This window comes from Marinobacter sp. NFXS11, from assembly GCF_040148675.1.
Lineage (GTDB): Bacteria > Pseudomonadota > Gammaproteobacteria > Pseudomonadales > Oleiphilaceae > Marinobacter.
Genome location: NZ_JAGDDV010000002.1, coordinates 412,649 through 436,405 on the forward strand (window position 1 = coordinate 412,649; position 23,757 = coordinate 436,405).

18 protein-coding genes are annotated in these 23,757 nt (G+C 57.3%); 7 read left to right on the plus strand and 11 right to left on the minus strand.

The features are described from left to right. Positions 1–20: 20 nt before the first annotated feature. Together J3362_RS10990 and J3362_RS10995 are read left to right on the plus strand one after the other, a co-directional pair. A complete protein-coding gene (locus J3362_RS10990; protein ID WP_349519714.1) occupies positions 21–1,814 on the plus strand; it encodes a sensor histidine kinase in 1,794 nt (597 codons plus the stop codon). Next, the gene (locus J3362_RS10995; protein ID WP_349519717.1) at positions 1,801–3,864 is read left to right on the plus strand and encodes a GAF domain-containing protein; all 2,064 of its coding nucleotides are present in this window, start codon (positions 1,801–1,803) and stop codon (positions 3,862–3,864) included. Before J3362_RS10990 ends, J3362_RS10995 begins: the two co-directional genes overlap by 14 nt. A gap of 40 nt (positions 3,865–3,904) precedes the next feature. Here the strand turns inward: J3362_RS10995 and J3362_RS11000 are convergent, their stop codons facing one another. The 5 genes from J3362_RS11000 to J3362_RS11020 all read right to left on the minus strand — a co-directional run bounded on the left by J3362_RS11000 (position 3,905) and on the right by J3362_RS11020 (position 11,662). Then, positions 3,905–4,444 (minus strand): ferritin-like domain-containing protein, encoded by a 540-nt coding sequence (locus tag J3362_RS11000; protein WP_008173036.1) that lies wholly within the window; start codon positions 4,442–4,444, stop codon positions 3,905–3,907. A 100-nt stretch (positions 4,445–4,544) separates the two neighbouring features. Continuing rightward, entirely contained in the window at positions 4,545–7,304 is a 2,760-nt protein-coding gene (acnA, locus tag J3362_RS11005) for an aconitate hydratase AcnA (RefSeq protein WP_349519718.1), read from the minus strand. Positions 7,305–7,564: 260 nt separating this feature from the next. Next, entirely contained in the window at positions 7,565–9,085 is a 1,521-nt protein-coding gene (locus J3362_RS11010) for a methyl-accepting chemotaxis protein (RefSeq protein WP_349519720.1), read from the minus strand. Next, a complete protein-coding gene (locus J3362_RS11015; protein WP_349519721.1) occupies positions 9,082–9,744 on the minus strand; it encodes an SCO family protein in 663 nt (220 codons plus the stop codon). The genes J3362_RS11010 and J3362_RS11015 overlap by 4 nt, the downstream gene beginning before the upstream one ends. Before the next feature lie 94 nt (positions 9,745–9,838). Further along, positions 9,839–11,662 (minus strand): ABC transporter ATP-binding protein, encoded by a 1,824-nt coding sequence (locus tag J3362_RS11020; protein ID WP_349519722.1) that lies wholly within the window; start codon positions 11,660–11,662, stop codon positions 9,839–9,841. A 144-nt stretch (positions 11,663–11,806) separates the two neighbouring features. On the opposite strand from J3362_RS11020, the gene J3362_RS11025 reads away from it, so the two are divergent. Beyond that, complete coding sequence (locus J3362_RS11025) at positions 11,807–13,261, plus strand: hypothetical protein (protein ID WP_349519723.1); 1,455 nt, start codon at positions 11,807–11,809, stop codon at positions 13,259–13,261. A 121-nt stretch (positions 13,262–13,382) separates the two neighbouring features. Here J3362_RS11025 and J3362_RS11030 read toward each other — a convergent pair whose 3' ends face one another. Continuing rightward, positions 13,383–14,831: a rhomboid family intramembrane serine protease gene (locus J3362_RS11030; protein ID WP_349519725.1), complete on the minus strand. Its 1,449-nt coding sequence runs from the start codon at positions 14,829–14,831 to the stop codon at positions 13,383–13,385. A 322-nt stretch (positions 14,832–15,153) separates the two neighbouring features. Between J3362_RS11030 and J3362_RS11035 the strand changes: the two genes are divergently transcribed. Beyond that, positions 15,154–15,594, plus strand: a complete 441-nt coding sequence (locus tag J3362_RS11035) for an OmpA family protein (RefSeq protein WP_014578618.1) — start codon at positions 15,154–15,156, stop codon at positions 15,592–15,594. A 308-nt stretch (positions 15,595–15,902) separates the two neighbouring features. Beyond that, positions 15,903–16,556 carry a DUF2202 domain-containing protein gene (locus tag J3362_RS11040; RefSeq protein WP_349519726.1) on the plus strand — a complete coding sequence of 218 codons (654 nt, stop codon included), beginning with the start codon at positions 15,903–15,905 and terminating at the stop codon, positions 16,554–16,556. A gap of 65 nt (positions 16,557–16,621) precedes the next feature. Here the strand turns inward: J3362_RS11040 and J3362_RS11045 are convergent, their stop codons facing one another. The 5 genes from J3362_RS11045 to J3362_RS11065 form a co-directional block, all read right to left on the minus strand. Then, entirely contained in the window at positions 16,622–17,023 is a 402-nt protein-coding gene (locus J3362_RS11045; protein ID WP_349519728.1) for an MAPEG family protein, read from the minus strand. A gap of 2 nt (positions 17,024–17,025) precedes the next feature. Further along, a complete protein-coding gene (locus J3362_RS11050; RefSeq protein ID WP_008175780.1) occupies positions 17,026–17,268 on the minus strand; it encodes a GlsB/YeaQ/YmgE family stress response membrane protein in 243 nt (80 codons plus the stop codon). A 95-nt stretch (positions 17,269–17,363) separates the two neighbouring features. After that, a complete protein-coding gene (locus J3362_RS11055) occupies positions 17,364–18,062 on the minus strand; it encodes a lysophospholipid acyltransferase family protein (RefSeq protein WP_349519730.1) in 699 nt (232 codons plus the stop codon). Between the two features lie 48 nt (positions 18,063–18,110). Then, complete coding sequence (locus J3362_RS11060; protein WP_349519732.1) at positions 18,111–18,701, minus strand: class GN sortase; 591 nt, start codon at positions 18,699–18,701, stop codon at positions 18,111–18,113. Next, positions 18,698–20,812, minus strand: coding sequence for a marine proteobacterial sortase target protein (locus J3362_RS11065; RefSeq protein WP_349519734.1), 2,115 nt, complete (start codon positions 20,810–20,812; stop codon positions 18,698–18,700). The genes J3362_RS11060 and J3362_RS11065 overlap by 4 nt, the downstream gene beginning before the upstream one ends. A gap of 193 nt (positions 20,813–21,005) precedes the next feature. Between J3362_RS11065 and pdsR the strand changes: the two genes are divergently transcribed. Then, positions 21,006–21,707 (plus strand): proteobacterial dedicated sortase system response regulator, encoded by a 702-nt coding sequence (gene pdsR / locus J3362_RS11070; protein WP_014578623.1) that lies wholly within the window; start codon positions 21,006–21,008, stop codon positions 21,705–21,707. Positions 21,708–21,710: 3 nt separating this feature from the next. Then, entirely contained in the window at positions 21,711–23,741 is a 2,031-nt protein-coding gene (locus tag J3362_RS11075; protein ID WP_349519735.1) for an ATP-binding protein, read from the plus strand. Positions 23,742–23,757 lie beyond the last annotated feature (16 nt).

Here is a 23,757-nt window from a genome sequence, read left to right on the forward strand (position 1 = left end):
TATTCCTCAAAGGAAGTACTTTGAAACGTCTGTCCCTCGGCACCCGAATTGCACTTATAACCCTCCTGACAAGCGCTATTACCGTTCTGATCCTGCTGGGCACTGCCTACAACGAGTTGCTGAAGGACTTCGAACGCGTTCTTAGCCAGAAACAACTGATTGAAACGCGGGGCGTTGCCGATGAAGTCAACCGTTCGCTCGAGATCCGGTTGACGGCCTTGCAGGCCTTTGCCGCCACGCTGACAGATGGCAAAACCCTCATCCCTCTTGACCGCATTAAAAACCTGATGGGACGCCAACCCACTCTGGGCACTTATTTCAAGGAAGGCCTTACCGTGATGGATGCAAATGCCGTCGCCATCGCGGAAAACACTTTTGTGCCGGGCCGCATTGGCACCTCTTACGCTGACAGAAGTCACTTCCGGCGAGCAATGACAAGCAGGCAACCGGTTATCAGCAGCCCAATTATAGGCCGAAAAACGGGCCTCCCATTGCTGTCGTTTGTTGCCCCGATTGAAAACGACGACGGCGACCTGCTCGGGTTTGCCGGCGGCATTGTGAATCTCGAAGACTCACGGATTGTTCCCCGAACCGCCAGGAGTGATTCACAAACCATCTTTCAGGTACTGGACACTGAAAGGTTCATTCAGGTCGATTCGCTGTCATCAAACGCGCCGATGCCCGAATTACCGGCCCCGGGCGAAAACCTCATCGTCGACGCGGCCCTCTCAGGTGTGACCTCCGGCGTCGTCACCGATAATGACGGCAAAAAATGGATCTATGCCACCGAACACCTCGAAAGAGTCGGCTGGATGTTTTTGCGCGCCGTGCCCTATGAGAAAGCGACCAACCCCGCCTGGGCGTCATTTCGGGAATTTCTCGTGGTAAGCGTTCTGGCTACCGTGTTGTTAGCGGCCACAGCCCTGATTCTTACTCGCGCAGCAACCCGTCCTCTGGAAATCATGTCGAAGAAAATACGAGCCATTAGCCGTGATGGTTCTGCCACCGGGCGCGTCTCGGAGTCAGGCCCCCCGGAAATCCGTAATCTGGCCCGGGCGTTCAACACTCTCATGCAGGAGCGGGAAGGGCTCGACCGTTTGAAAGATGAGTTCGTCTCTACCGTCAGTCATGAATTAAGAACTCCACTCACATCCGTTAACGGGTCCCTGAAGTTGTTGCAGGCGGGCGCAGCGGGCGAACTGCCCCCAAAAGCACGGGCGATGGTCGCTGTTGCGTTCCGCAACAGCGAACAGCTTCAGCACCTGATATCAGACCTGCTGGATTTCAACAAGGCAGTGGCAGGCCAGATGCCCATTCATCCCCAGCAGGTCGATGTGCAGCGGGCAGTTAATCAGGCCTGTGAAGGCAACGACAGCATGGCACGGCATTACCAGATTCCGCTGAATACCGAAAATTGCGAAAAGCACTGGCTTATGGCTGACCCACTCCGTCTACGCCAGATACTGGACAATTTTATCAGTAATGCGATCAAGTTCTCGCCAGTGGATGGAACTGTTCGCATCTGGTCGAGCTACGCCCCGGATAACCAGATCAGGATTACAGTCGCAGATGAGGGCACTGGCGTCCCGGATACCTTTTCTGACAGATTGTTCCAACGCTTTGCCCAGGCTGAATCAGGTACTGAAAGGTCGAAGGCGGGAACCGGCCTGGGCCTTGCGATCACCCGGGAGCTGGCGGGCTTGATGGGCGGCGAAGTTGGTTACTATTATGACAACGGGGCGCATTTCTGGGTACAGCTGCCAGCGTGCAAACCGGATAACTTGGAGAAAGGGAGCGACCGTGAAGGCACCTGACGTTCCACCAGACGAATCCTTCCGATTGTCTGCCCTGGATGAGCTGGCTCTCCTTGACACACCTCCTGAGGAAAGATTCGACCGGCTGACCCGGCTTGCCGCCCGAACCCTGAACGCCCCCATCGCGCTCGTATCCCTGATTGACAGGGACAGACAGTGGTTCAAGTCGCGCCAGGGGTTGGATGCCAGAGAGACCGGTCGGGATATCTCGTTTTGCGGACATGCTGTCCTGCGCGAGGAAACACTTGTTATCGAGAACGCACTCAACGACGAACGCTTCTTTGATAATCCTCTGGTAACTGGCGATCCCAATATCCGGTTTTATGCGGGGGCTCCGCTCCACGATCCTCAGGGACAGAGGGTTGGAACGCTCTGCATCATTGATCGCAAGCCCCGATCCTTTTCAGAAGAAGACAAAGCAACCTTGAGGGATCTGGCCGATCTGGTGGAACGCGAATTCTCGATTGGTGCAATCCGGGACCACTCCGAGGATCGCACCCGAGCACTGAACGTGCTGACTGAGATCGTTCTGGATTCTGCCGGTGACACCGATGAGCGAGCGGCGAGAGCCCTGAGGATCGCCTGCGACTATCTTGGCCTTGAAAACGGCATTGTCAGCCGGGTCACCGACACGGTGTATACCATCCACTGGCATTTCACCCGTGGCACTAAACCAATCGAAAACGGCACGACCTTACCCCTCGAACAAACCTATTGCTCCCTGCTTCTGGAATCCGGCCATAAATTGTTTGCTATTCAAAACATGGCCGAATCCGGATTCACCAGCCGCCTGTGTTACGAGATCTTCGGGCTGGAGACGTATCTGGCAGCGCCTATCTGGATCGACGGCGAGATCTTTGGAACCGTAAACTTTTCGTCGCACTCGCCCAGACATCGCCCGTTCAGTGCCACAGAAGAGATGTTCGTCACTCTCTTTGCAGACTGGGTGGCCGATACCCTTTATCGCGTCCAGCGCACAGAAACACTGAACAAACTGGTAACCCAGGCGCCCGGTATGCTTTACCAATACCGCCTGTGGCCCGATGGACACAGCAGCTTTCCTTACACCAGCCCAGGTATTAAAGAGATCTATGGGATTGACGTTGAAGAAGCGGCTATCGACGCTAACAAAGCCATAGCCCGGGTACACCCTGATGACCTTCCCGGGCTGCTCAAATCGATCGAAGAATCTGCACAGACTCTTTCTCAATGGCAGCTCCGGTACCGAGTGCGTCTGGATACCGATGGCTGGAGCTGGGTTGAAGGACTGGCACAACCGGAGGCTCTGCCCGATGGCAGCATCTTGTGGCACGGTTACATTACGAATGTTGATGAACGCCAGAAAATCGATGAGATGAAGAACCAGTTCATCTCCACCGTCAGCCATGAATTACGAACACCATTAACCTCGATATCCGGTTCTCTGGGGCTGATCCTTGGCGGCGCAACCGGTCCAATCAACGAGAAAACCGGGCAAATGCTCGACATTGCCCAACGCAACAGTAAACAACTGAGGCATCTTATCGACGATCTTCTCGATATAGAGAAGTTGGTCAGCGGCAACGTGACGTTCGACGCTTCTGTCCAGAGACTGGACGAAGCAGCCGAGGCAGCCATCGAGGAGATCCAGCCGATGGCAAGAAAACGAGGCGTCGAGGTGCAACTGAATGTCCTGAAACAAGACCTGTATGCCAACTACGACATTGTTCGGCTTACCCAAGCCATAACAAATCTTCTGTCAAACGCAATCAAGTTTTCCCCGGCCGGTGCTGCCGTTAGGGTGGATTTGTCCAAATCTGGGGATGAGGCAAAGCTTGAAGTCAGGGATCAGGGCCCTGGTGTGCCTGAGAGTTTCCGGGACAGGATTTTTCAGAAGTTTGCCCAGGCGAACTCAACCTCTTCACGGACAAAGGAAGGAACCGGGTTGGGCCTCGCGATTACGCGGGAATTGATGCAGGCAATGGGGGGTGAGGTCGATTTCGAATCCGAAGAGGGATCTGGCGCCTGCTTCTGGATCACCTTGCCGCTCGCGGAGCCGGGGACTCAATAAGGCCCCCGGCTAGCAAACAGCAGGCTGAAAACACGATTAATCAGCTGTCCAGCCCTTCCAGCAGACCGGCCATATCGTCGGCGTGCTCTTCTTCCTGAGCCAGGATTTCCTCGATAATCCGCCGCGAGGTCGGGTCCTGATCGCCCAGATAGCGGGCAATTTCGCGGTAGCTGTCAATGGCAATCCGCTCTGCCACCAAATCTTCAACTACCATTTCCCGCAACGTATCGCCCTCAACGAACTCGGCGTGGGACCTCGTCAAAAGACCTTCGGGCGAGAAGTTCGGTTTCCCACCCAGCTGCACGATGCGTTCCGCCAGCCAGTCGGCGTGCTGCTGTTCCTGGTCTGCGTGCTCAAGGAACTCCTGAGCAGCGACATTGGCGTTGATGCCATCGGCGCGGAAATAATGGCTCTTGTAACGAAGGGTGCAGACAATTTCGGTCGCCAGCGCCTCGTTAAGAATCTTCACCACGTTGTCGCGGTTGGCGCCATAGCCTTCGGTGAGGGCGCCCTCTTCAATGTGTTTACGGGCCCTTTCGCGAAGGGTTTTGACGTCCGTCAGAAACGGTTGATCGGTCATATTGTCTCTCTCGTTTCTCTCTTGAATTTAGCTTTGAATCTAGTCTGGCAGATGAAATTGGCATAGCGGCGGCCCGCTATGCCAATTTCAGTCCTTTCAATCAGGCAGTGCGCAGCATCTCTCTCACAACGTAATGGAGGATGCCGCCATGCTTGAAGTAGACGGCCTCGTTGGCGGTGTCGATCCGTGATTTCAGCTCACAGGTCTCGGTGGAACCGTCCTTGTATTTCACCGTCATCTTGAGGGTCTGTCCCGGCCTGATCTCGCCAGACAGGCCTTCGATGCTTATGGTTTCCTCACCGGTGAGTTTCAGGCTCTTGCGATCCGTGCCTTCCGGGAACTGAAGTGGCATCACGCCCATACCAATCAGGTTGGAGCGATGAATGCGCTCGTAGGATTCGGCCACCACGGCTTTTACACCGAGCAGACGGGTACCCTTGGCCGCCCAGTCGCGGCTTGAGCCGGTACCGTATTCCTTGCCGGCAATGACCACCAACGGAGTGCCTTTCTCCTGATACTCCATGGCGGCATCGTAAATCGCCATCTGTTCGCCCGTGGGCACGAATTTGGTGTAACCGCCTTCCACGCCGTCGAGCATTTCGTTCCTGATACGCACATTGGCAAAGGTGCCTCGCATCATGACTTCGTGGTTACCCCGGCGAGAGCCATAGGAGTTAAAGTCTTTTGGCTCAACACCGTGTTCCTGCAGGTATTTACCGGCAGGGGTGTCCGGCTTGAAGGAGCCGGCCGGTGAGATGTGGTCGGTAGTCACCGAATCGCCCAGCAGTGCCAGTATGTTGGCATCCTTGATATCGTCAATCGCGTCCGGTTCTTCCTTGAGCCCTTCGAAGAACGGCGGATGCTGGATGTAGGTGGATTTATCAGACCACTCGTACACCTTGCTTTCCGGCACCTTGATGGACTTCCAGGTGGCGTCGCCGTCGAAGACTTCCGCGTATTCCTTACGGAACATATCGGTCTTCACTTTCTCCACCGCTTCAGCGATCTCCTGCTGGCTCGGCCAGAGGTCCTTCAGGTACACCGGGTTTCCATCCTTGTCGTTGCCCAACGGATCTTTTGAGAGATCCAGGCGCACGTTGCCCGCCAGCGCATAGGCAACCACCAGGGGCGGCGATGCCAGCCAGTTGGTTTTCACCAGCGGGTGCACCCGGCCTTCAAAGTTCCGGTTGCCGGAGAGCACAGAGGCCACGGTCAGGTCACCATCACTGATGGCTTTCTCTACCGCGTCCGGCAGAGGCCCGGAGTTGCCGATGCAGGTTGTGCAGCCATAGCCGACGAGGTTGAAGCCGAGCTTGTCCAGATCGTCCTGGAAGCCACCCACTTTCAGATAGTCAGTGACGACTTTGGAACCCGGCGCCAGCGATGTCTTGACCCAGGGCTTGGTACTCAGTCCCTTCTGGACCGCTTTCTGGGCGATCAGGCCTGCGGCCATCATAACGCTCGGATTTGAGGTGTTGGTGCAGGACGTGATCGCCGCAATGACGACCGCACCCGGATCCAGCCGGCTCTTCTCGCCGTTCATCTCAAGGGGCTGGCTGGCATGATGCTCGTAGCTGTCGTCAACGCCCACGGCGGTCTGGCCACCCTCGGATTCCAGGTTGGCCTCACGGTTCTCGGCAGGCCCCTCGGCAGTTTCCATCAACAGCTCAAAGGAGGACTTCATGTTCTTCAGGGCAACACGATCCTGCGGGCGTTTGGGGCCGGCAAGGCTGGCCTCAACTTCGCCCATGTCGAGTTCCAGGTTGTCGGTGTACACCGGCTCATGGCCGGGCTCACGCCACAAGCCCTGGGCCTTGGCGTAGGCTTCCACCAGCTCCAGCTGTTCTTCCTCACGACCGGTCAAGCGCATGTATTTGATGGTCTGCTCGTCTACCGGGAAGAAACCACAGGTGGCGCCGTATTCCGGGGCCATGTTGGCGATGGTGGCCCGGTCTGCCACCGGCATGTCCTTCAGGCCGTCGCCGTAGAACTCCACGAATTTACCCACCACGCCTTTCTTGCGCAGCATTTCGGTGACGGTAAGCACCAGATCTGTTGCGGTGATGCCTTCCCGAAGCTTGCCGGTGATCTTGAAGCCCACCACTTCCGGAATCAGCATGGAGACCGGTTGACCCAGCATGGCGGCTTCCGCTTCGATGCCGCCAACGCCCCAGCCAAGAATGCCCAGGCCGTTGATCATGGTGGTATGGGAGTCTGTGCCCACGAGGGTGTCCGGGTAGGCGATGGTCTTGCCGTCCTGATCCTTCTGCCAGACGGTCTTGCCGAGGTACTCCAGGTTCACCTGGTGACAGATACCCGTGCCCGGTGGCACCACACGGAAATTGTCGAACGCCTGCTGGCCCCAGCGCAGGAACTCATAGCGCTCCTGGTTGCGTTCCATTTCGATGGCTACGTTGTCCTTGAACGAGGACGCGTCGCCGAATTTGTCCACCATTACCGAGTGGTCGATCACCAGGTCCACCGGCGACAGCGGGTTGATCATCGCCGGATCCTTACCGGCTGCCTTGACCGCCTCACGCATGGCAGCCAGGTCGACGACGCCGGGCACGCCGGTGAAATCCTGCATCAACACACGGGCAGGCCGGAACTGGATTTCAGTGTCGGAATGACGATCCTTCATCCACTGCACCATGGCATCAATGTGGTTTCTGTCCACGGTGGTGCCATCCTCATTGCGCAGAAGGTTTTCCATCAGCACTTTGAGCGAAAACGGCAGGCGATTCAGGTCGCCGAGGGTGTCCGCAGCCTTGGGCAGGCTGTAGTAATGAAAGGTTTTACCGCCAGCATTCAGGCTGGAGAGGGTATTCAGACTGTCTTTACTGAGACTTTCGTTCGACATGTGGTGCCTCCTTTTTCGTCGTTATCCGCGTAGTCCGGAAGGCTCTTTCGAAGCCCTTTCAGCAACGCATCGACCGGGAAAGCAATCCCATACCGGGCAATAGCCTGATGAAAGGACTCCACAGCGTGAAGTCACCTTTAACTATTGCAGCAATTAACGAGAGTTCAACCGCGGGCCGGTGAATGTTCGGCATCAGCGCGGTGAATATCAGACCAACGTCGGAGAGCCGGGCGACTCTCCGACATCAGTTCCTGGAAGGCTTAGATGCGATAAAGCTTCACCAGTTCATTCAGTTTTTCGGTGACCGCCTCAAGGTCTGAAGCCATGGTTCTCACCCGCTCCGCCTCGGATACCACATCGTTGTTCCGGTTGGCGATGGAATGAATGTTCTCATTGATCTGAAGCGACGTGGCTGCCTGCTCTTCCGAGGCCGATGCGATCTGGTAATTCATTCGCGAAACCTCGCCGATGGCTGCTTCAACCTCGCGGATTGCTTCTCCGGTTTCTCGCATAGCCCGTATAGATTCGGTCGAGCGGGTCCGTCCCATCTCCATCGAAGCCCTGGTGGCTTCTGATATTTGGCTCAGTTCGCCAACGGTAGCCCGAATCTGGTCAGTAAATTCCTGGGTTCTCAGGGAAAGCGCCCTGACCTCATCCGCCACCACGGAGAATCCACGGCCATGCTCTCCGGCTCTTGCCGCCTCGATGGCGGCGTTCAGAGCCAGCAGGTTGGTTTGCTCGGAAATGGCGTTGATAGAACCGACAACAGAAGCAATGGATTCAATCTTTTCGCTCAGTTCATCAACCCGATTGGCGCTGCTTTCAAGAGCTTCATCGGTAGACTCCGTGAGTTTCGACGCGTTAGCCATGGCCTCACCGCCTCTGGTGGCGGCGGCGGAAGCATTGCTGGCTGCGTCTGATGCCAGTTGCGCGTTGCTCGCCACTTCCTGGATGCTGGCTGACATCTCGTTGGTGGCTGTTGCCGCCTGATCGGTCTGGACCTGCTGCTCACTGGTGATATATGTCGTCGTATCGCTAACGCTGGTCATATCATCAGCGTTCGAACGCAATTGACCAGAAAGCTCTTTCAGCCGGGCAATGAGCCCGACAAACCTGTCAAGCATGTTATTGAAGGAGCTGGCCGTGACGTTCTTGTCTGAGCCATCAAGACGTGCGGTAAGATTATTATCCGTATCGAACGTCCTTATAATTTCAATAATCTGAAACGACTGCCTTTGCTCTGCCCCCATTTGGATCGCAAAAAAGACGAGAATTGCGGACTCAAAAACCACGAATGCAGCATGCAGGAAGGTAATGGACCAATTGCAATCGTAGTTGAAGATCATGATCGGCATCTCGCCCAATGTGGCACCTGCCAGCTCAAGCGCTGTAAATGCAACATGATGCAACGCTATCGTTGCAGCACCGACCACCACGGGCAGCCAATCCCGATAGATGATCACCAGCGCAAGCGCAGCAAAAATGTGGAAATGCATTTCAATACGACCCAACTGCGCCTGGATCATGATGGCCGAGAACAGCATCAGACAGATTGCGAACAGTGACGACAAGGCCCTTGTTCCACGCATCGTAAAGAAGCCGGCAGTTGCAAGACCTCCCACTAGCAAAGACGCAATCAGAGCGAACATAGTGGTGCCATAGCCCATCGGCACCAGTAAGCCGACCACCGGAATATGAGCCAGAAGGATAAACAACATCTGGCGATCGGTGCGCTCCCGGATTTCAACTTCGTAAGACTGACTGTTTACTGCGGTCGTCATATGGAACTCTCGCTATTTTTGTCTTTTAGTAAGCGCCGAAGATCCTGTTCAACCAGCTCAAGATTCAGATCTGGTGTTGTGTAAACCAGCCTTCTGCGGAATTCTCCCGTCACTACATGCAGATTTGCGCTGTGAGCAATGAGATCATCTGAGGAACTACCCTGTTTAACGGCAAAATCGTTGTAAGCTGAAGCCAGTTTTTGAGCGGCCCGGTGATTTTCCGGCCGGTAGGCCCTGAACGCTTCGCCAAGACTCTCGGTCGTCTGTTGCAACACTTCTGCCGTGTCGTCTTCCGGATCAAGGGTGACAAAGAGAAACTCGACTTTGGCGTCCTTCAGACGTTCGCTCAGGTCCATCAGGTTGACCAATTGAACCGGGCAAACGGTTCCGCACTGGCGATAACCAAAGAAGATAACGGAAAGCCCGTTCTGCGGAGGCTGGTAGCCATTCAGGTTCTCTCCCGGCTCATCAATCGCCATCCCGTAAAACCCGCTGTTGTTGAGCAACGACGGCATTACCGGGAGCGCAAGTGCCAGCAGGAAAGCTGTGATAAAAAGCAGAATACTTGTCGTTTTCCTGTTCACTTTTCCTGTCCGTGAAAGATCGGCGCAAGTTTGCAGAGAAGTTTGAAACCGGGCTATAGGTGCATTACGCAACATGTAGCCCTCAGAACTTGCATTTCGAATCCTTTACGGACGCAAAAAGCGACAGATCAGTTTTTGTTGTAATGAAAAGTAAACTTTATGGACGGGATTACATCTGGCGCTCGCCATAAAGCTGGGCGTAGAGCCCCTCTCTGGCAATCAGTTCATCGTGGTGCCCCTCCTCAATTATCCGACCGTCTTCGAAAACACAGGCACGATCTGCCTGTTTAACGGCGCTGAGGCGATGGGCAATGATCAGGGTGGTGCGCTGTTTGAGGAAGGCTTCAAGGTCCCGATGGAGCTGGAACTCGGTTTCCGCATCCAGCGCCGAGGTGGCCTCATCCAGGATCACCACCGAAGGCTCTGACAGGATCATCCGGGCAATGGCCAGCCGTTGACGCTGGCCGCCAGACAGGCGCACGCCCTGTCGGCCGATAACGGTATCAAGCTGGTCGTGCATTGACGCAACCGTGCTATCCAATTGGGCGATTCGCAGGGCATCCCAGAGCGCGGCATCGGGCTTGTCCCGGCCAAGGGTCAGGTTCTGGCGAACGGTATCGTTGAACAGCGCCGGGTGCTGAAGCACCGTGGCCACATGCTCACGAAGGCACGGCAAGCCAATGCGCTGAACCGGCACGCCATCAATCAGTACGTCACCCTGCTGGGGCGTGTACATGCCCAGGATGACCTGAATCAGGGTCGACTTGCCGCCACCACTGGCGCCCACCAGGGCCACTTTTTCGCCGGGTGCCAGTTCCAGGTTGATACCGCTGAGCACCTCCTCTTCCCCGTAGGCGAAATGAATATTCCGGAGCGTCAGGCCTACGGTGTGCCGGTCGCGGAACGGATTCTCCAGCGCCGGATAGCGGGGCTCTTCTTTCAGATCCAGTAATCGGTTAATACGCCCAAGAGCCGCATTAGCGGCGAACCAGGCATACTGCATGTTCAGCATTTCCTGAACCGGCGTCAGCATGAACCAGAGGTATCCGAAAATGGCGAACATCATGCCGATACTCAGGTCGCTGAACAGCACGGTCACCATGGCCGCTGCCCGGAAGGCATCAACACCAAACTGGAACAGGGCGAAGCTGGCCCGGCTGGCGGCATCGCTGCGCCACTCAAACTGTATGGCGTGATCCCGAACGTTGCGGGCGCGGTCGATCAGCTGGCGCAGGTAGTGTTTTTCCCGATTGGCCGCCCGCAGCTGGTGAATTGCGTCCAGGGTTTCCGTCAGATCCCCCTGGAACTCCTCGTAGGCGCTGTTCTCCCGCCTCTTGAGTTCCTTGACCCGCTTGCCGATCAGAATCGTGGCGAAGATCACCAGAGGGTTGAACAGAAGAATCAGAAGAGCCAGTTGCCAATGTACCCAGAGCAACACCAGAGCCGTGCCGAACACCGTGAGACTGGCCACCAGGAACCGGCTGATGGTGGTGCCCAGAAACTGGTCAACCGTGTCCAGGTCGGTAATGAAATGACTGCTGATCCCACCGGAGCCCCGGGTTTCGTACTCCGACATGGCAACCCGCTGCAAACGCCCCAGCAACCGGGAACGGATACGGAACACCACGTCCTTGGAGACCTTGGAAAACTCCCGAGACTGCAAAACGTTAAACGACAGCGCTGCGACCCGGAGCAGGAAGGCCGCCACCACCATCAGGCCGATATAAACCACCGGGGTTTGCCAGCCCCCGGGCAGTAGCGAGTTCATAACGGGCAACACCGGGCCAGGCTCGTCCAGCAGCACTTCGTCCACCAGAACCGGAAGGAGCAGCGGCACCGGCACACTCATGACGGTTGCCATGATAGCCAGCAGGTTGGCACGCACCAGTCTTGGCTTGTGCTTTAGCGCAAGCGCAAAGATATCCCGCCAGGTGTACTGCTGCCGGGTTTCGCGAGTATCGATACCGGTTACGCTGTTCTGCGGGTGTTCCAAGCAACCTCCGGATAATCAGATGTGCCCGGTTGGATACGCCCGGGAACTGACAATAGTCTACCTGTTAACTGGTTTGCTGCGATCAAAACCGACATCTGTCATCATGAGCCAACGATTTTCTGATGGACCAGGACACAAGCACCTGTGAAACACGATTGCCACTACCACCCCGGCGACCCTGCCAAATGGCACTGTGGGGAGTGCCAGATTCACTACTGCAGCCGCTGCATGCCCGATGCCGATACCCGACAGCGCCGGGCTCTGTGCCCGCACTGCAGCAAGGCCATGCGATACCTGGGCGCCGCCACCGAAGTGGTCCCCTTCTGGCAGCGACTCGGTGCGTTCTTTCGCTACCCTTTCCATACAGATCCGCTGATCGTGATTGCCATCTGCACCCTGGTGCCGGTGGTTGCCCCCGCAAACCTGATCGGCATCCTGATCTGGCTGGTGCTCGCGCTGGCCCTGTTCAAGTACACCTATGCGGTAATCAACCACACTGCTGAAGGCCATCTGAAACCACCCGCCGTGTCCGTCGCCTTCACCGGAAGCGGCTTTGATATTGTCGTCCTGCAGTTGTTGGTCTTCGTGCTCATGGGCGGGCTGGTTGGCGCTGCCGCCATGCTCGGCGGCCCCATCCTGATGCTGCTGGCGCTGGCGTTTGTCATTCTGGCATTACCGGCCAGCATCATGGTTCTGGCTATGGAGCGTTCTGTGGGTGCTGCGGTGAATCCGATGAATCTGGCGGTGCTGATCTCGCGAATTGGCACCCCTTATTTCCTGCTCTACGGCTACCTGATCCTGCTGACCCTCGCCTCGGGCGCGGCCCAGGACTTTGCGGTGAATCACTTTCCGTTCTGGGTTGCCCAGCCCCTGGCCGGCTTCCTTAACAGTACCTTCACCCTGATCCTGTTCCACATGCTTGGCTACCTGCTGTTCCAGTACCAGGAAGAGCTGGGTTTTGCCTCGGATATCCAGGATGACACCGCCGGGCAGGACACACACCAGCGCGACCGCAGCGCCCGCTTCGATGCCGATATCGATATGAACCTGAAAGACGGCAACTACGATCGGGTACAAAGCATGTTGAAGGAAGCGTTGAAGCGGGACCGGGACAACGCCCTGAGAATCGGCCAGCTGTACCAGCTACTCACAGCCCGCCAGGACACCGACGAACTCTACCGTTACCACCCTCGAATCCTGAGCTGGTTGGCCGATCGCAACGACGGCGAAGGCATTGCGGATGTGCTGAACACGCTCCAGAAAGCGGAGCCCGGCTTCAAACTGGATGATCCGGACCTGTCCGTGCGCTGCGCCCGGGCCCTGTATCACCGGGGCCAGTTCAAACCGGCCTTGCGGGTGCTTCAGGATTTCCACAAACGCTTCCCGGACAGCGAACAGCTGGCCCCTGCCTACCTGCTGGTCGCCCAGACCCTGGCCAACGGCTTGTCCCAGTGGGAAAAAGCGACGGCCTTCCTGACGTTTATCCAGAAAAAATGCGTGAATCATCCGCTGCATGAGCAGATTACGGTTTATCTGGAGCAGGCGCAGAATAAAGAGCCTTTGAAGGGGCCAAAGGCGTCTTTTTCAGTTCAGGAGTAAGGCAGGGTATGGGGGCGGCTTCCCAAAACACGCTGTAAATACATCCGTGTACGCTTGGCTCCGCCATCCCTGGCTCCGCACAGTTTTGGGAAGCCGCCCCCATACCCTGCCCCGAACTGTGTCAGTTGGCCTGCAATAATTGGCGATAATGACGAGCTTTGGGCGCCATCTGGCGCTTTTCAAACTCTTCCACAAGCAACCGACAGGCCTCGGTTGTCAGCATGTCATCGCCCGTGCTTCTGAGACGCTCGAAAGCTTTCTCTGCAGCCTTGAGGTCATGTTGCTTGAGGCTGGTGAACAGGACTCGATTATGGTCTTCTGCCGCTAGTGGCTGATAGCTTTCCCCTTTGCCAAGGTATTCCTGCCAGATGGCAATCATCTGCTCTGGCTGTCGGCGGCTCAGGGCATCGTTCATCAACTCTTTGGCCCGGTTACGGTACTCGGGCAGATCCGGCCGGAGTTTGGCCAGCTGGTAGAGATGTTCCAGAAGAATATGGCGTTCAGGGTAATGCTCGCGCAGGGCCCCGAATTGCCGACGGGCCAGATCGAACTCCATCCGGCCCAGGCTGGCCATGGCCTGGGCGTAACCGGTGGTAAACCGGGCATCCTGCTCTTCCTCTTCCGGTTCGAAAAATTCCTCTCGCACCTGCAGCCAGCTTTTGCCAAGCAGCCAGACCAGGCCGGCACCTGCGATCAGACCGCCAGCGTGGGCCATGTAGGCGATACCGGTGGCACCGGCGTACCAGTAATCGTAGATTTCCTTGCCCACCCATACCGGTAACAGAGCAATAGCCGGAGCACGGAAATAGTTGAAGTAAACGCCGAGAAAGTAGAAGAAACGGATCTTCTGCAGGCCATAGATGGCTACGTACATGCCCATCAGGCCGGAGATCGAGCCCGAGGCACCCACCAGGGGCACATAGCTACCCGCCGAAACCGCGGTAAACATCAGGCCGGACAAGGCACCGCAAACCAGATAGGCAATCAGGTACCGACCCGGCCCCAGGGCTTTCTCAACGGTGAATCCCAGCAGGAACAGGAAGATCAGGTTACCGATGATATGGCCCCAGCCGCCGTGCAGAAACTGGTAGGTGATCAGGGTATACAATGACAGATCGGCAGGAACCAGCCCCAACTGGTTGGCACTCAGCTTCTGGATGTACTGCTGCTCTATCGCAGTGCGCTGCTCCTGCCAGCGGGCCCTGTCTGCCGGCGCCCAGATCACGTCCCGGTTCTGCAGCAGATACTGATAGAACTCCCGGTCCATCATCAGATTGATGGCCAGCCAGAAGGTTTCGTTCTCTTCCCGGAGTTGCTGAAACTGCTGTAGTTCGTATACCCGGCCTTCTTCACCCTGGAACTGGATTTGCCGTTGCAGGTAATCCTCGTAGGCCGGCGCCTCCAGCTCATGAAGGTCGGCGGCCAGGTACTGTTCAACGGCCTGCTCGAGTTTCCGGCTGTCGTCCCCCTGATAAAACAGGAAAACCAGCAGGCAGGCCATGATCAGGCCCAGAGTGACCCAGGGCGGGCGTTTCCAGTTGATGGCGTTTTCGGCGGGGATAATCAGCATGGGCGGTCACAATTCATCATAATCTGTCCCTGAAAGTCTGCTTTTTACCACAGCCACGCCTTCTTTTCGCGCTCAAATGGAATCCAGCGCAAAGGTCGCTATGGGTCAATCTCGGAAATGTGGCACACCCCACAGAGTCGGGAAAGCCCAAACGACTGGTCCGGTTGTCATTGGGATGTCACAGAAATGACATTCAATCGGTTCCATCGAAGGACTGTACCGGGCCATATATCGACCTTTCGCCAATTGCCGTTGTTCCTGCTCCAGCCAATAGTGAACAGGAATAACAAGAAAAACCGGATACCGAACCAAGGATTTTCAGATGACCGTACTTGTATTGGATAACCCGGGCCTGATCGCCAATGCTGCGATGGCCGCAGGCTTCACCGCTGCCACTTACGATGCCGGGACCAGACGCCCGCACCGCATGAAGTTCCATTACGGCTTCAACAAGCACTCACTGGACAAGGATGACATTGCCTTCCTGCAACAGCACGCCGCCTACCTGAAGGAGCATCCTTCCGTGAGCGTGCGGATTCATGGCCATTCCGACAACTTCGGTTCGGAGGATTACAACCAGTTTCTGTCACGATTGCGGGCCAATGCAGTGGCGCGAAGTCTCATTCAGGAAGGCGTGGAGGAATCCCGGATTCTAATGCGGCACTGGGGCTCAGCGCGCCCTCTGGCAACGCCGGAAGACAGGGCTGCCAACCGCCGAGTAGAATTGGAATACATGGACATGGATGTCGCCCAGGCACTCTGAGCGGCAACACCAACCCCATAGGCCGCCCCCGGACTTACCGCGTAGCGGGGGCTGGATGCACCCTGCACAGGCGTGATGGAACACCCTGCAACCGCTGTCGGCGGCTTTTATGAAATCTTAATTATTCCGATTTCTGAAGCGGTAAACGGATCAATTTCATTAAAACTGAAAATTATTATTAAATAAAAACAATACTTTATTTACAAACTAGAAAGCAAACTTACATTTATTTAACGAACCTTTTGCCCGAATCCCTCGTCTTAGTCATGTATCCAGGGTTTACCTGTTACCTGACTAGAGAGGTCACTATGAACGCAAAAACCTTCACCACTGCCGCACTCATTGGTTCGATGTTCCTTGCCAGCGCCACATTCGCTGCAGGCGGTCCGCGCAACAGCGACGGCGGGGGTCGATCGGCAGAAACTGCCGATTCGGAAGATCTGACCACCATTGAGGTGAGCGATCTGCAGTTCATGCGCGAAGAGGAAAAGCTGGCCCGAGACGTTTATCTCACAATGGACCAGTACTGGGGCGACAGAACGCAGGTATTCGCAAGAATCGCGCTGTCCGAAGAATCTCATACCAGCACCGTAGACTACCTGTTGAAAAAGTTTGATGTTGAAGACCCGGTAGTGAATGACACGATCGGCGTATTCACCAACCAGGAACTTCAGGCCCTGTATGACGAATTAGTTGCCAAGGGAAAAAACTCGTTTGTTGATGGCCTGTTCGTAGGGGGCCTGATCGAAGAGAAGGATATGAGAGATATTCTGGCCGCGATTAATCAAACCGATGAGCGCGCCATCATTCTTGCCTATTCCAACCTGCTGGATGGATCAAAAAGCCACCTGAAAGCCTTTGTAAGCTTGATCGAGGCACAGGGACTGACCTATGAGCCTCAGGTACTGGATGCGGAAGAAGTGGAGCTTATCCTGGAGGATGAGAGCCAGGTTGAAGACTGACTGGTTATAAAACCGGGTTGCCAAAAGCAGAACGGGCGGCCATTGGCCGCCCGTTCTTTTCTGCCCTAGCCATAAACCTGCCAGACGTTCCACAACAGCAATAAGGCTGTCACCAGAATCGCCAGCCAGGTCAGCAAGATGCCAACCATCCGGGCCCAGTGGGTGCCACCGCGACCGTTGATCATGCCGAAGGCATGAAGAATGCGGCCAACCACCAGCGCCATACCGGTCCAGTAAATCAGAGTACTGGAAACGCCGTTGAGCTCAGCGATGGCCAGCATGAGCAGACCAAGGGGGGCGTACTCCACCAGGTTGGCGTGGGCGCGGACCGCGGCCTCAAAATCCCGATCATCGGTGACGCCCAGGCCCTTTTTGTACTTCAGACGAAATTTGACGACCTGAGCCGACAACACCAGCAAAAGAATGCCGATAACTGCGGCAAACACTCCGGTTACGGGTACGATCATGCTCAGGCCTTCTTGATTGCACTAACAATAGCGAGAAGCAACACAGCGCCTACCGTTGCGGTCACCAGCTCACCAACAGCACCCTGGGCCGCCAGACCCAGAAGGCGAAAAACAAAACCTCCGAGAAACGAGCCGACAATACCAATACCGATGTTGGCCAGAATGCCAAAGCCACGGCCTTTCATAATCAGACCAGCCAGCCAACCGGCCACACCGCCTATAATCAGAAACAGAATCAGGTTCATCTCTTGCCTCTCCCTGAGGGTCGTTGAACGAAACGATCAGTCCCGCAAGACTGCCCTGTTTACCGAAGTGCTTCAAGCACTTCCAAACGACGCAATTACCATGTGGCAATCGTCTCCGACATTTTTTTGTGACAACGCTCGATCAGTTCCGGAATATCGTCAGCCGTGAGACCCTCGGTTTCGATGGGCGGCAAAATCCGAATGGCCACAGACTCACGCCGGCCGGTCCAGCCAACGGCCTCATCGGCGTACTCCTGAACACAGACCATGGTGATGGGGGCGCCCGATGCTACCGCTGCGTGAAACGCGCCTTTCTTGAATTTTTGCAGTCCCCGGCCTCTGCTGCGGGTGCCTTCGGGGAAAACCCAGAGGCTTTTCCGATCCCGGGCGATGGCACTACTTGTGGCTTTCATAACCGCGATGGCTTTGTGCGAGCGTCCGCGATTGAGGATAACGTTGCCGCCCAGCCAGAAGACCTGGCCAAAGAAAGGCACCCACAACAGAGCCGACTTACCGACCGTTACGGTGCGCGGCGGCAACAGGTCGCCCACAACAAACAGATCGTCATTGTGCTGATGGTTGGCAATGACGACCGTGGGCCGGTCCTGGGGCATGTTTTCCCAGCCTTCCAATGGTCGCTCCATACCCAGGACTGCCCGTCCGAAACGGGCCACAGCACGCGCCAGGAAACGGTTGTTATCCGGATTGAACGGCCTTGCCGCATAGAACACGAGCGCGAACAGGCAAATGATCGGCACGCTCAACCACGCCAGCAGTTTTCTGATAATACCCATGCAACCAAACTCTGCAGCCAAATTTTGGCGCACAAGTGTACGCCAACTTTATATTCCGGCAACAGTGTCAATTTGTTCCCTTTGTTTACCCTTTGCCGAGGCCCTGACGACGTATCGCAGTGGCCCACCGGCATCGACACTGTCGAACGGGTAGCAGGTTACCAGCAGAAGCGTACCGTCCGGCAAACGCTGGGTATCAATCAGCTCTGAACGGCTGTCCACTACCCGGGCACCCTCCACCAGGTAACTCTGCCAACGGCCATCCCGGGCCTGCAGACGCACCTCATTGCCGGTCTCCAGCGCTTTAAGACTCCGGAAATGCGTATCCCGATGCCCGGCAATAATCACGGCTCCCCCGGTGCCTTCGCCGCCGGTTAATCGGCCCGGCCCAAAGGCCAGGCTCTCGCCATGGGTATCGGCCAGAACAATCATCGAGTCGCTCAGTTCCGGAATAGCCAGCCGGGCTACCGGCCAGGTGTCCGCCCACGGCCAGGGGCGCGATTCCGTCTGCCGGGCCTGGCTTTCCGCCCAGGCGATTGCCAGTAATTCCTGGGCGATAACCGCCTTGAGCGGAATCCATAACCCGAATACCAACAAGGTAGCAGAGCTGGTCAATAACAGAAGCAGAAGCCGGGTCATGAGAACGCCCTCCTCTGCAGTAGCACAATCGCCAGTGAGAACATCAACCCCACCAGACCGATCGCAATCAGCAAGGGTGCCGGGGTTGCCGTCTGCGGATAACGCAGCATGCCCGCCTGGCTCCCTGCCGGCAGCAGTGTGGGCAGGTTGTCCGATGTCATTGGCGTCTCCGCGCTCCGGGCGGGCGTGGAGTCCACGGCCACAAAACTGGTGTAGGTAGACATCAGGCCGTGCTGAACCGCCAGCTCGGTCAGGCTGGCCTTATCCGGCTCCCGGCCAGCGACCTTCGCCTCATCCTCCAAACTATCGATTTTCTCCCTCGCCCAATGCCGATGCAGTCCCGTTGCGGAAGCGGCCTGTTGCAGGTCCAGCGCTCTGGTCCAGTCCCTGCCACCCGGCAGTCGCCCCGACACCTCTAGCTGCCCCATGGCCGGGACGCCACGGACCACATGAATCAGCGGTTCCCCCTGGAACAAATCGCCCGGGCGTCTCGGAAACGACTCCTGACCGGCATTCTGGCCTGGCCAGTTGACCCGGATATCGGTCAGAACCGGTGACTCCATGGCCGAAAACAGGGCCTGCAGAGGTCCATCCACATCCGAAGGCGAGTGAATCGCCGTGTAGGTACCCCGCCCCCAGCGCGCGGCCTCACGCATGAAGTGCCGGTTCGGCGCAGAGCCAATAGCCACCGTAAACAGCCTCTGGTTTCCAAGCTGCTGGCGGATCTGCCGGAACAGCGCCGCTTCATTTCCCACCGCGCCATCGGTAATGAAGATGACCTGGCGCACCCGTGCGCCGTCTTCAGTCTCACCTCCGCCTTCCAGGGCTCTGGACAGGGCCGGTGCCATCTCGGTGCCGCCGTCGGCACGAAGGCGATCCACATACTGGCGGGCCCGGGCAAGGTTGTTCCCGGTGGCCACTTCCGGCTGCATGAACAGGGAATGCGTCTGGCTGTTGAACTGGATGACGTTGAATCGGTCTCTCGGTGTAAGCGTGTCCAGACCGGCCTGAAGGGCATCGCGAGCCTGGCGGATCGATTCGCCCGCCATGGAACCGGAGGTGTCGATCACGAACACCAGATCCCGGGGCAACACCATGGTGCCGCTTTCTCCCGGCACCAGCATGGCCATCAGATAGTCCTCTCCTTCCCAGGACTGATGGAACACCGCTGCCGAGGGCTCCAGCCCGGCAACCGGGCGCCAGCGCACCACAAAGTCCCGGTCCATAAGGATTTCGCCCCCATCGGGACGAACGCTGAACGTCTGGCCGTCCTGACTGGTCGCAAGTCGGTGCGACGGGCTGGAGACGCTCTCAAGTGGGAGCCCGGAATCAATCACCAGATTGATCACCGCCCGATGGCTATCGTCCGCCACATCACCCGGATTGACCGTAAAGGGACTGATGGCAACGGCGTCCGGCACTTCGGTCGTCGGCACTGCCCAACCACCCTGCCACTGATCCGGCGCTGCACTGAGCGCCTTTCCCGGCATGTAACGGGGCGTCAGCGTGGTTGGCACAGTGAGTTCGAACACGCCGGCCTGATACTGCACCGGTTGTTGATACTTCAGCTCCACCGATACCGTCTCCCCCGGGGGAATGTTGGCCACCCGTGCGGTAAACAGATTCGGCCGCTGCTGCTCGACATTCGCCGCGTGCTGCCCGGCCTGTTTTGCTTTCTCATAGGTCCGGCGCGCCGTCTCCTTCGGCTGCACCTTGCCTTCGATCGTCCGCTCGCCCACTTTCATGGTCAGTCCATACACACTGGCCTTTTCCGGCAGCGGGAACACAAACACGCCCTCCCGCCACCGGTCGCTGGTGTTTCGAAAACGCCTCAGCAGCCGGGAGTCGGCAATCAAACCGCTGATGCGCACATCGAAATCGCTCTCCAGAACCAGGGCCGGCTCCTGCCACTGACCCTGGCCGTCAACGAAATGAAACTGGCCAACGTTGTCGGTCTCATTCGCCTCGGCATAGAGTGGGTGGACAAACAGCATCAACATCACGGCGAGCCAGAGGCTGATGCCCTCCAGGCAGCGCTTTAACCGGATTCGCTGGCCGCTGTTAGCGGAGGGACGTGAATAAAGCCTTAGAAGGGAACTGGAAATAATCATGAGGGAATCCTTGTGACTGCATGACTGTGCGAAACACCGCCATTTCAGCAATCCGGAAAGGAACTCCCATGGCAGATTGCGACAAACCGCCCTCGAAAAATGATGAATTGTGGCAACAACGCCGTTCGAACTTGTTATCAACACCTGCCGTGGTTAAATAGGCACACACCGGCAAGGGGAAGCAGCCGCAACCATGAAGAAACACGTTGTACTGATCGAAGACGAACCCGCCATCCGCGACAACTACCGAGCCGCGTTCGAGCGCCGTGGCTATCGTGTGAGCGCCCATGGCGACCGGGCTTCCGCATGGCAGGTGCTGCGTCAGTCGTTGCCCGACCTGGCCATTATCGACGTCGGGTTGGGCGATGAACCGGAAGGCGGCTTTGCCCTGTGTCAGGACCTGAGATCACTGTCCCAGACCCTGCCGATTATCTTCCTGACCGCCCGCGACAGCGACATCGACTCCGTTCATGGCCTGCGTCTTGGGGCTGACGATTACGTCACCAAGGACATGAGCCTTGACCACCTGCTGGCCCGGGTTACCGCCCTGCTCAGGCGGGCCGACGCCTGGGCCGAAGCCCTGCAGAAACCGGACGAGGTGCTTGAGCGAGGCAAACTCTCCCTCAATGTGGATCGCATGACAGTGGCCTGGGACGAAACGCCCATCGACCTGACCGTCACTGAATTCTGGATGCTGCACTCACTGGTCCAGCATCCGGGCCATGTCCGCAGTCGCGAGCAGTTGATGGAAGCCGCCAGCACGGTGCTGGATGACAATACGGTTACCTCCCACATCAAACGCATCCGCCGCAAGTTCCAGCAGATTGACGCAACCTTTGACGGCATACAGACCGCCTACGGCATGGGCTACCGGTGGAACGCCCGTGAGGTCTGAGCCTTGAATCTCAAGCGCCAGCTGTTCGTTGCCAGCCTTCTGATGCTGCTGATCCCCTGGGCGGGCCTTCAGTTTGTTCTGGAGCTGGACGATGCCCTTCGCCAACAGGCCCGGCAGCAACTCCAGGCCCAGGCCGAAAGACTGGCCGCGACCGCTGGCGATCAGATCATCGGTACGCCGGTGGTCCGGCCAGGTCAGCCCGCCATCTACGTGGAACCTTTTGCCGGCAACCTGAACCTGGATGGTTACGCTGACGATTGGCCAGGATATGACGAGGCAAACCAGACCAGAAACTGGCAAAGGCTCACCAGCGGCAAAGCCGGGGAAACGGCTCTGCAATGGCAGGCCGCTACCGATAGACGGAACCTGTACCTGCTAATTCGCGTTAGCCACAGGCAACCCGTGTTCTTTAATCCCGGCAGCCCGGAACAGGCCCATGACCGGCTGAGGCTCTGGCTGGAGCCCTCTCCGGGCAACCTGGCCCAGGAATCCGGCCGGCAATCCTGGTTACTGCGCACACCAGCCCCCGGCCAGCTCTATGGCCTTGAAGAGAAAAGTGGCCAGCCCGACTATCGCCTCTCTGGCTTTTTGCAGGGTGCCGGCGATGGCTGGCAACTGGAACTGAAACTGCCAATGCCTGCCGACCGCAGCCGCCTGGGTTTTGCGGCCTTATGGGGCAGTGATCAGATAACTGGCGTCTCTACGTCGGTTGACCCATTGCCGGTGCTGGTCAGTCGAAATCTGGCCCTGGAGCGACAGCTGGAACCACGACTTAACCCGGGCCAGCAGGCCCGACTGGTTGAACCGGCCGGATGGGTCATCGCGAGACAACAGGCTGACTCAGCCGTCACAGCGCCAGAGTTCGACACTCTCAGCCCGGTGCAGGTGATCGAAAAGATCAGTCTCAATGCACTCAGAGGCCTGGTACGGCTCTACCAGCCAGAACCCACCTCAATCGAAACCGACACCAACCGTGTGGACATTGAGGCGCTACCGGAAACGAGCCTGGTCCGTCATGAAGATGACAGCGTCTGGCTGCTGACCACCCGGGAAGTTTTCGGTGGCCGCACGCTGATTCTGGAGCAGTCGCTGGATCAGCTTCTTACCCTCTCCGGCTCTGCCCTCGGCTCGGTCATTGCCCGCAGCACCCTCATCATTGTCGCCCTGACCCTGGTTCTGCTTGGCTATGCCAGCTGGCTCTCCTGGCGGATTACACGACTGCAGCGTGCTGTCAGCGCCAGTATTGATGAAGACGGCCGGATCACCGGCAGAGTGCCGGATGCCCGAAGCAAGGACGAACTGGGCCAGTTGCAGCGACACTTCAGCCTGATGGTGGATCGTCTCCACGGGTACAACCGCTACCTGGAAAGCTTCTCCCGGCGACTCTCTCACGAGCTTAAAACACCTGTCGCCGTGGTTCGCTCCTCGCTGGAAAACCTCAATCACAGCGACTCGGAGGAAGAGCGCAGGCAATACATTGAAAGGGCCGCTTCCGCCACCGAACGCCTCCGGCAGATACTCCATGGCATGAGCGAAGCGGCGCGTCTGGAACAGAGCCTGGACCATGCGGATAAAGAACAGTTCGATCTGGCGGAGGTGGCCGCAGAAGCAACCGCTGCGTATCAGGCCCTCGACAGCAGCCATCAGATCCGCTACTCGGGGCCGCAGACAGGCTGCAAGATCACGGGTTCGCCAGAACTGATGGTGCAACTGCTCGACAAGCTGGTCGATAACGCCCGGGATTTCACACCACAGGATGGCCTGATTCAGGTGGGCCTGAAAACAACTTCGGAAGGGCTGTGTCTGTCGGTCTTTAACCAGGGTTCAGCACTCCCCGAAGACACAACAACCGACATCTTCAGCCCCTTCGTTTCAATGCGGGACGGCCAGGAACAGGGCCACCTGGGGCAGGGGCTGCTCATTGTCAGCCTGATTGCCGACTACCATGGTGCCCATGTGGAAGCCCGGAACCGCACCCAAGGTGGCATTGACGGTGTGTGCTTCCGGGTTATGATCCCAGCTATCCACTCTTGACCACAGGACCACCCCG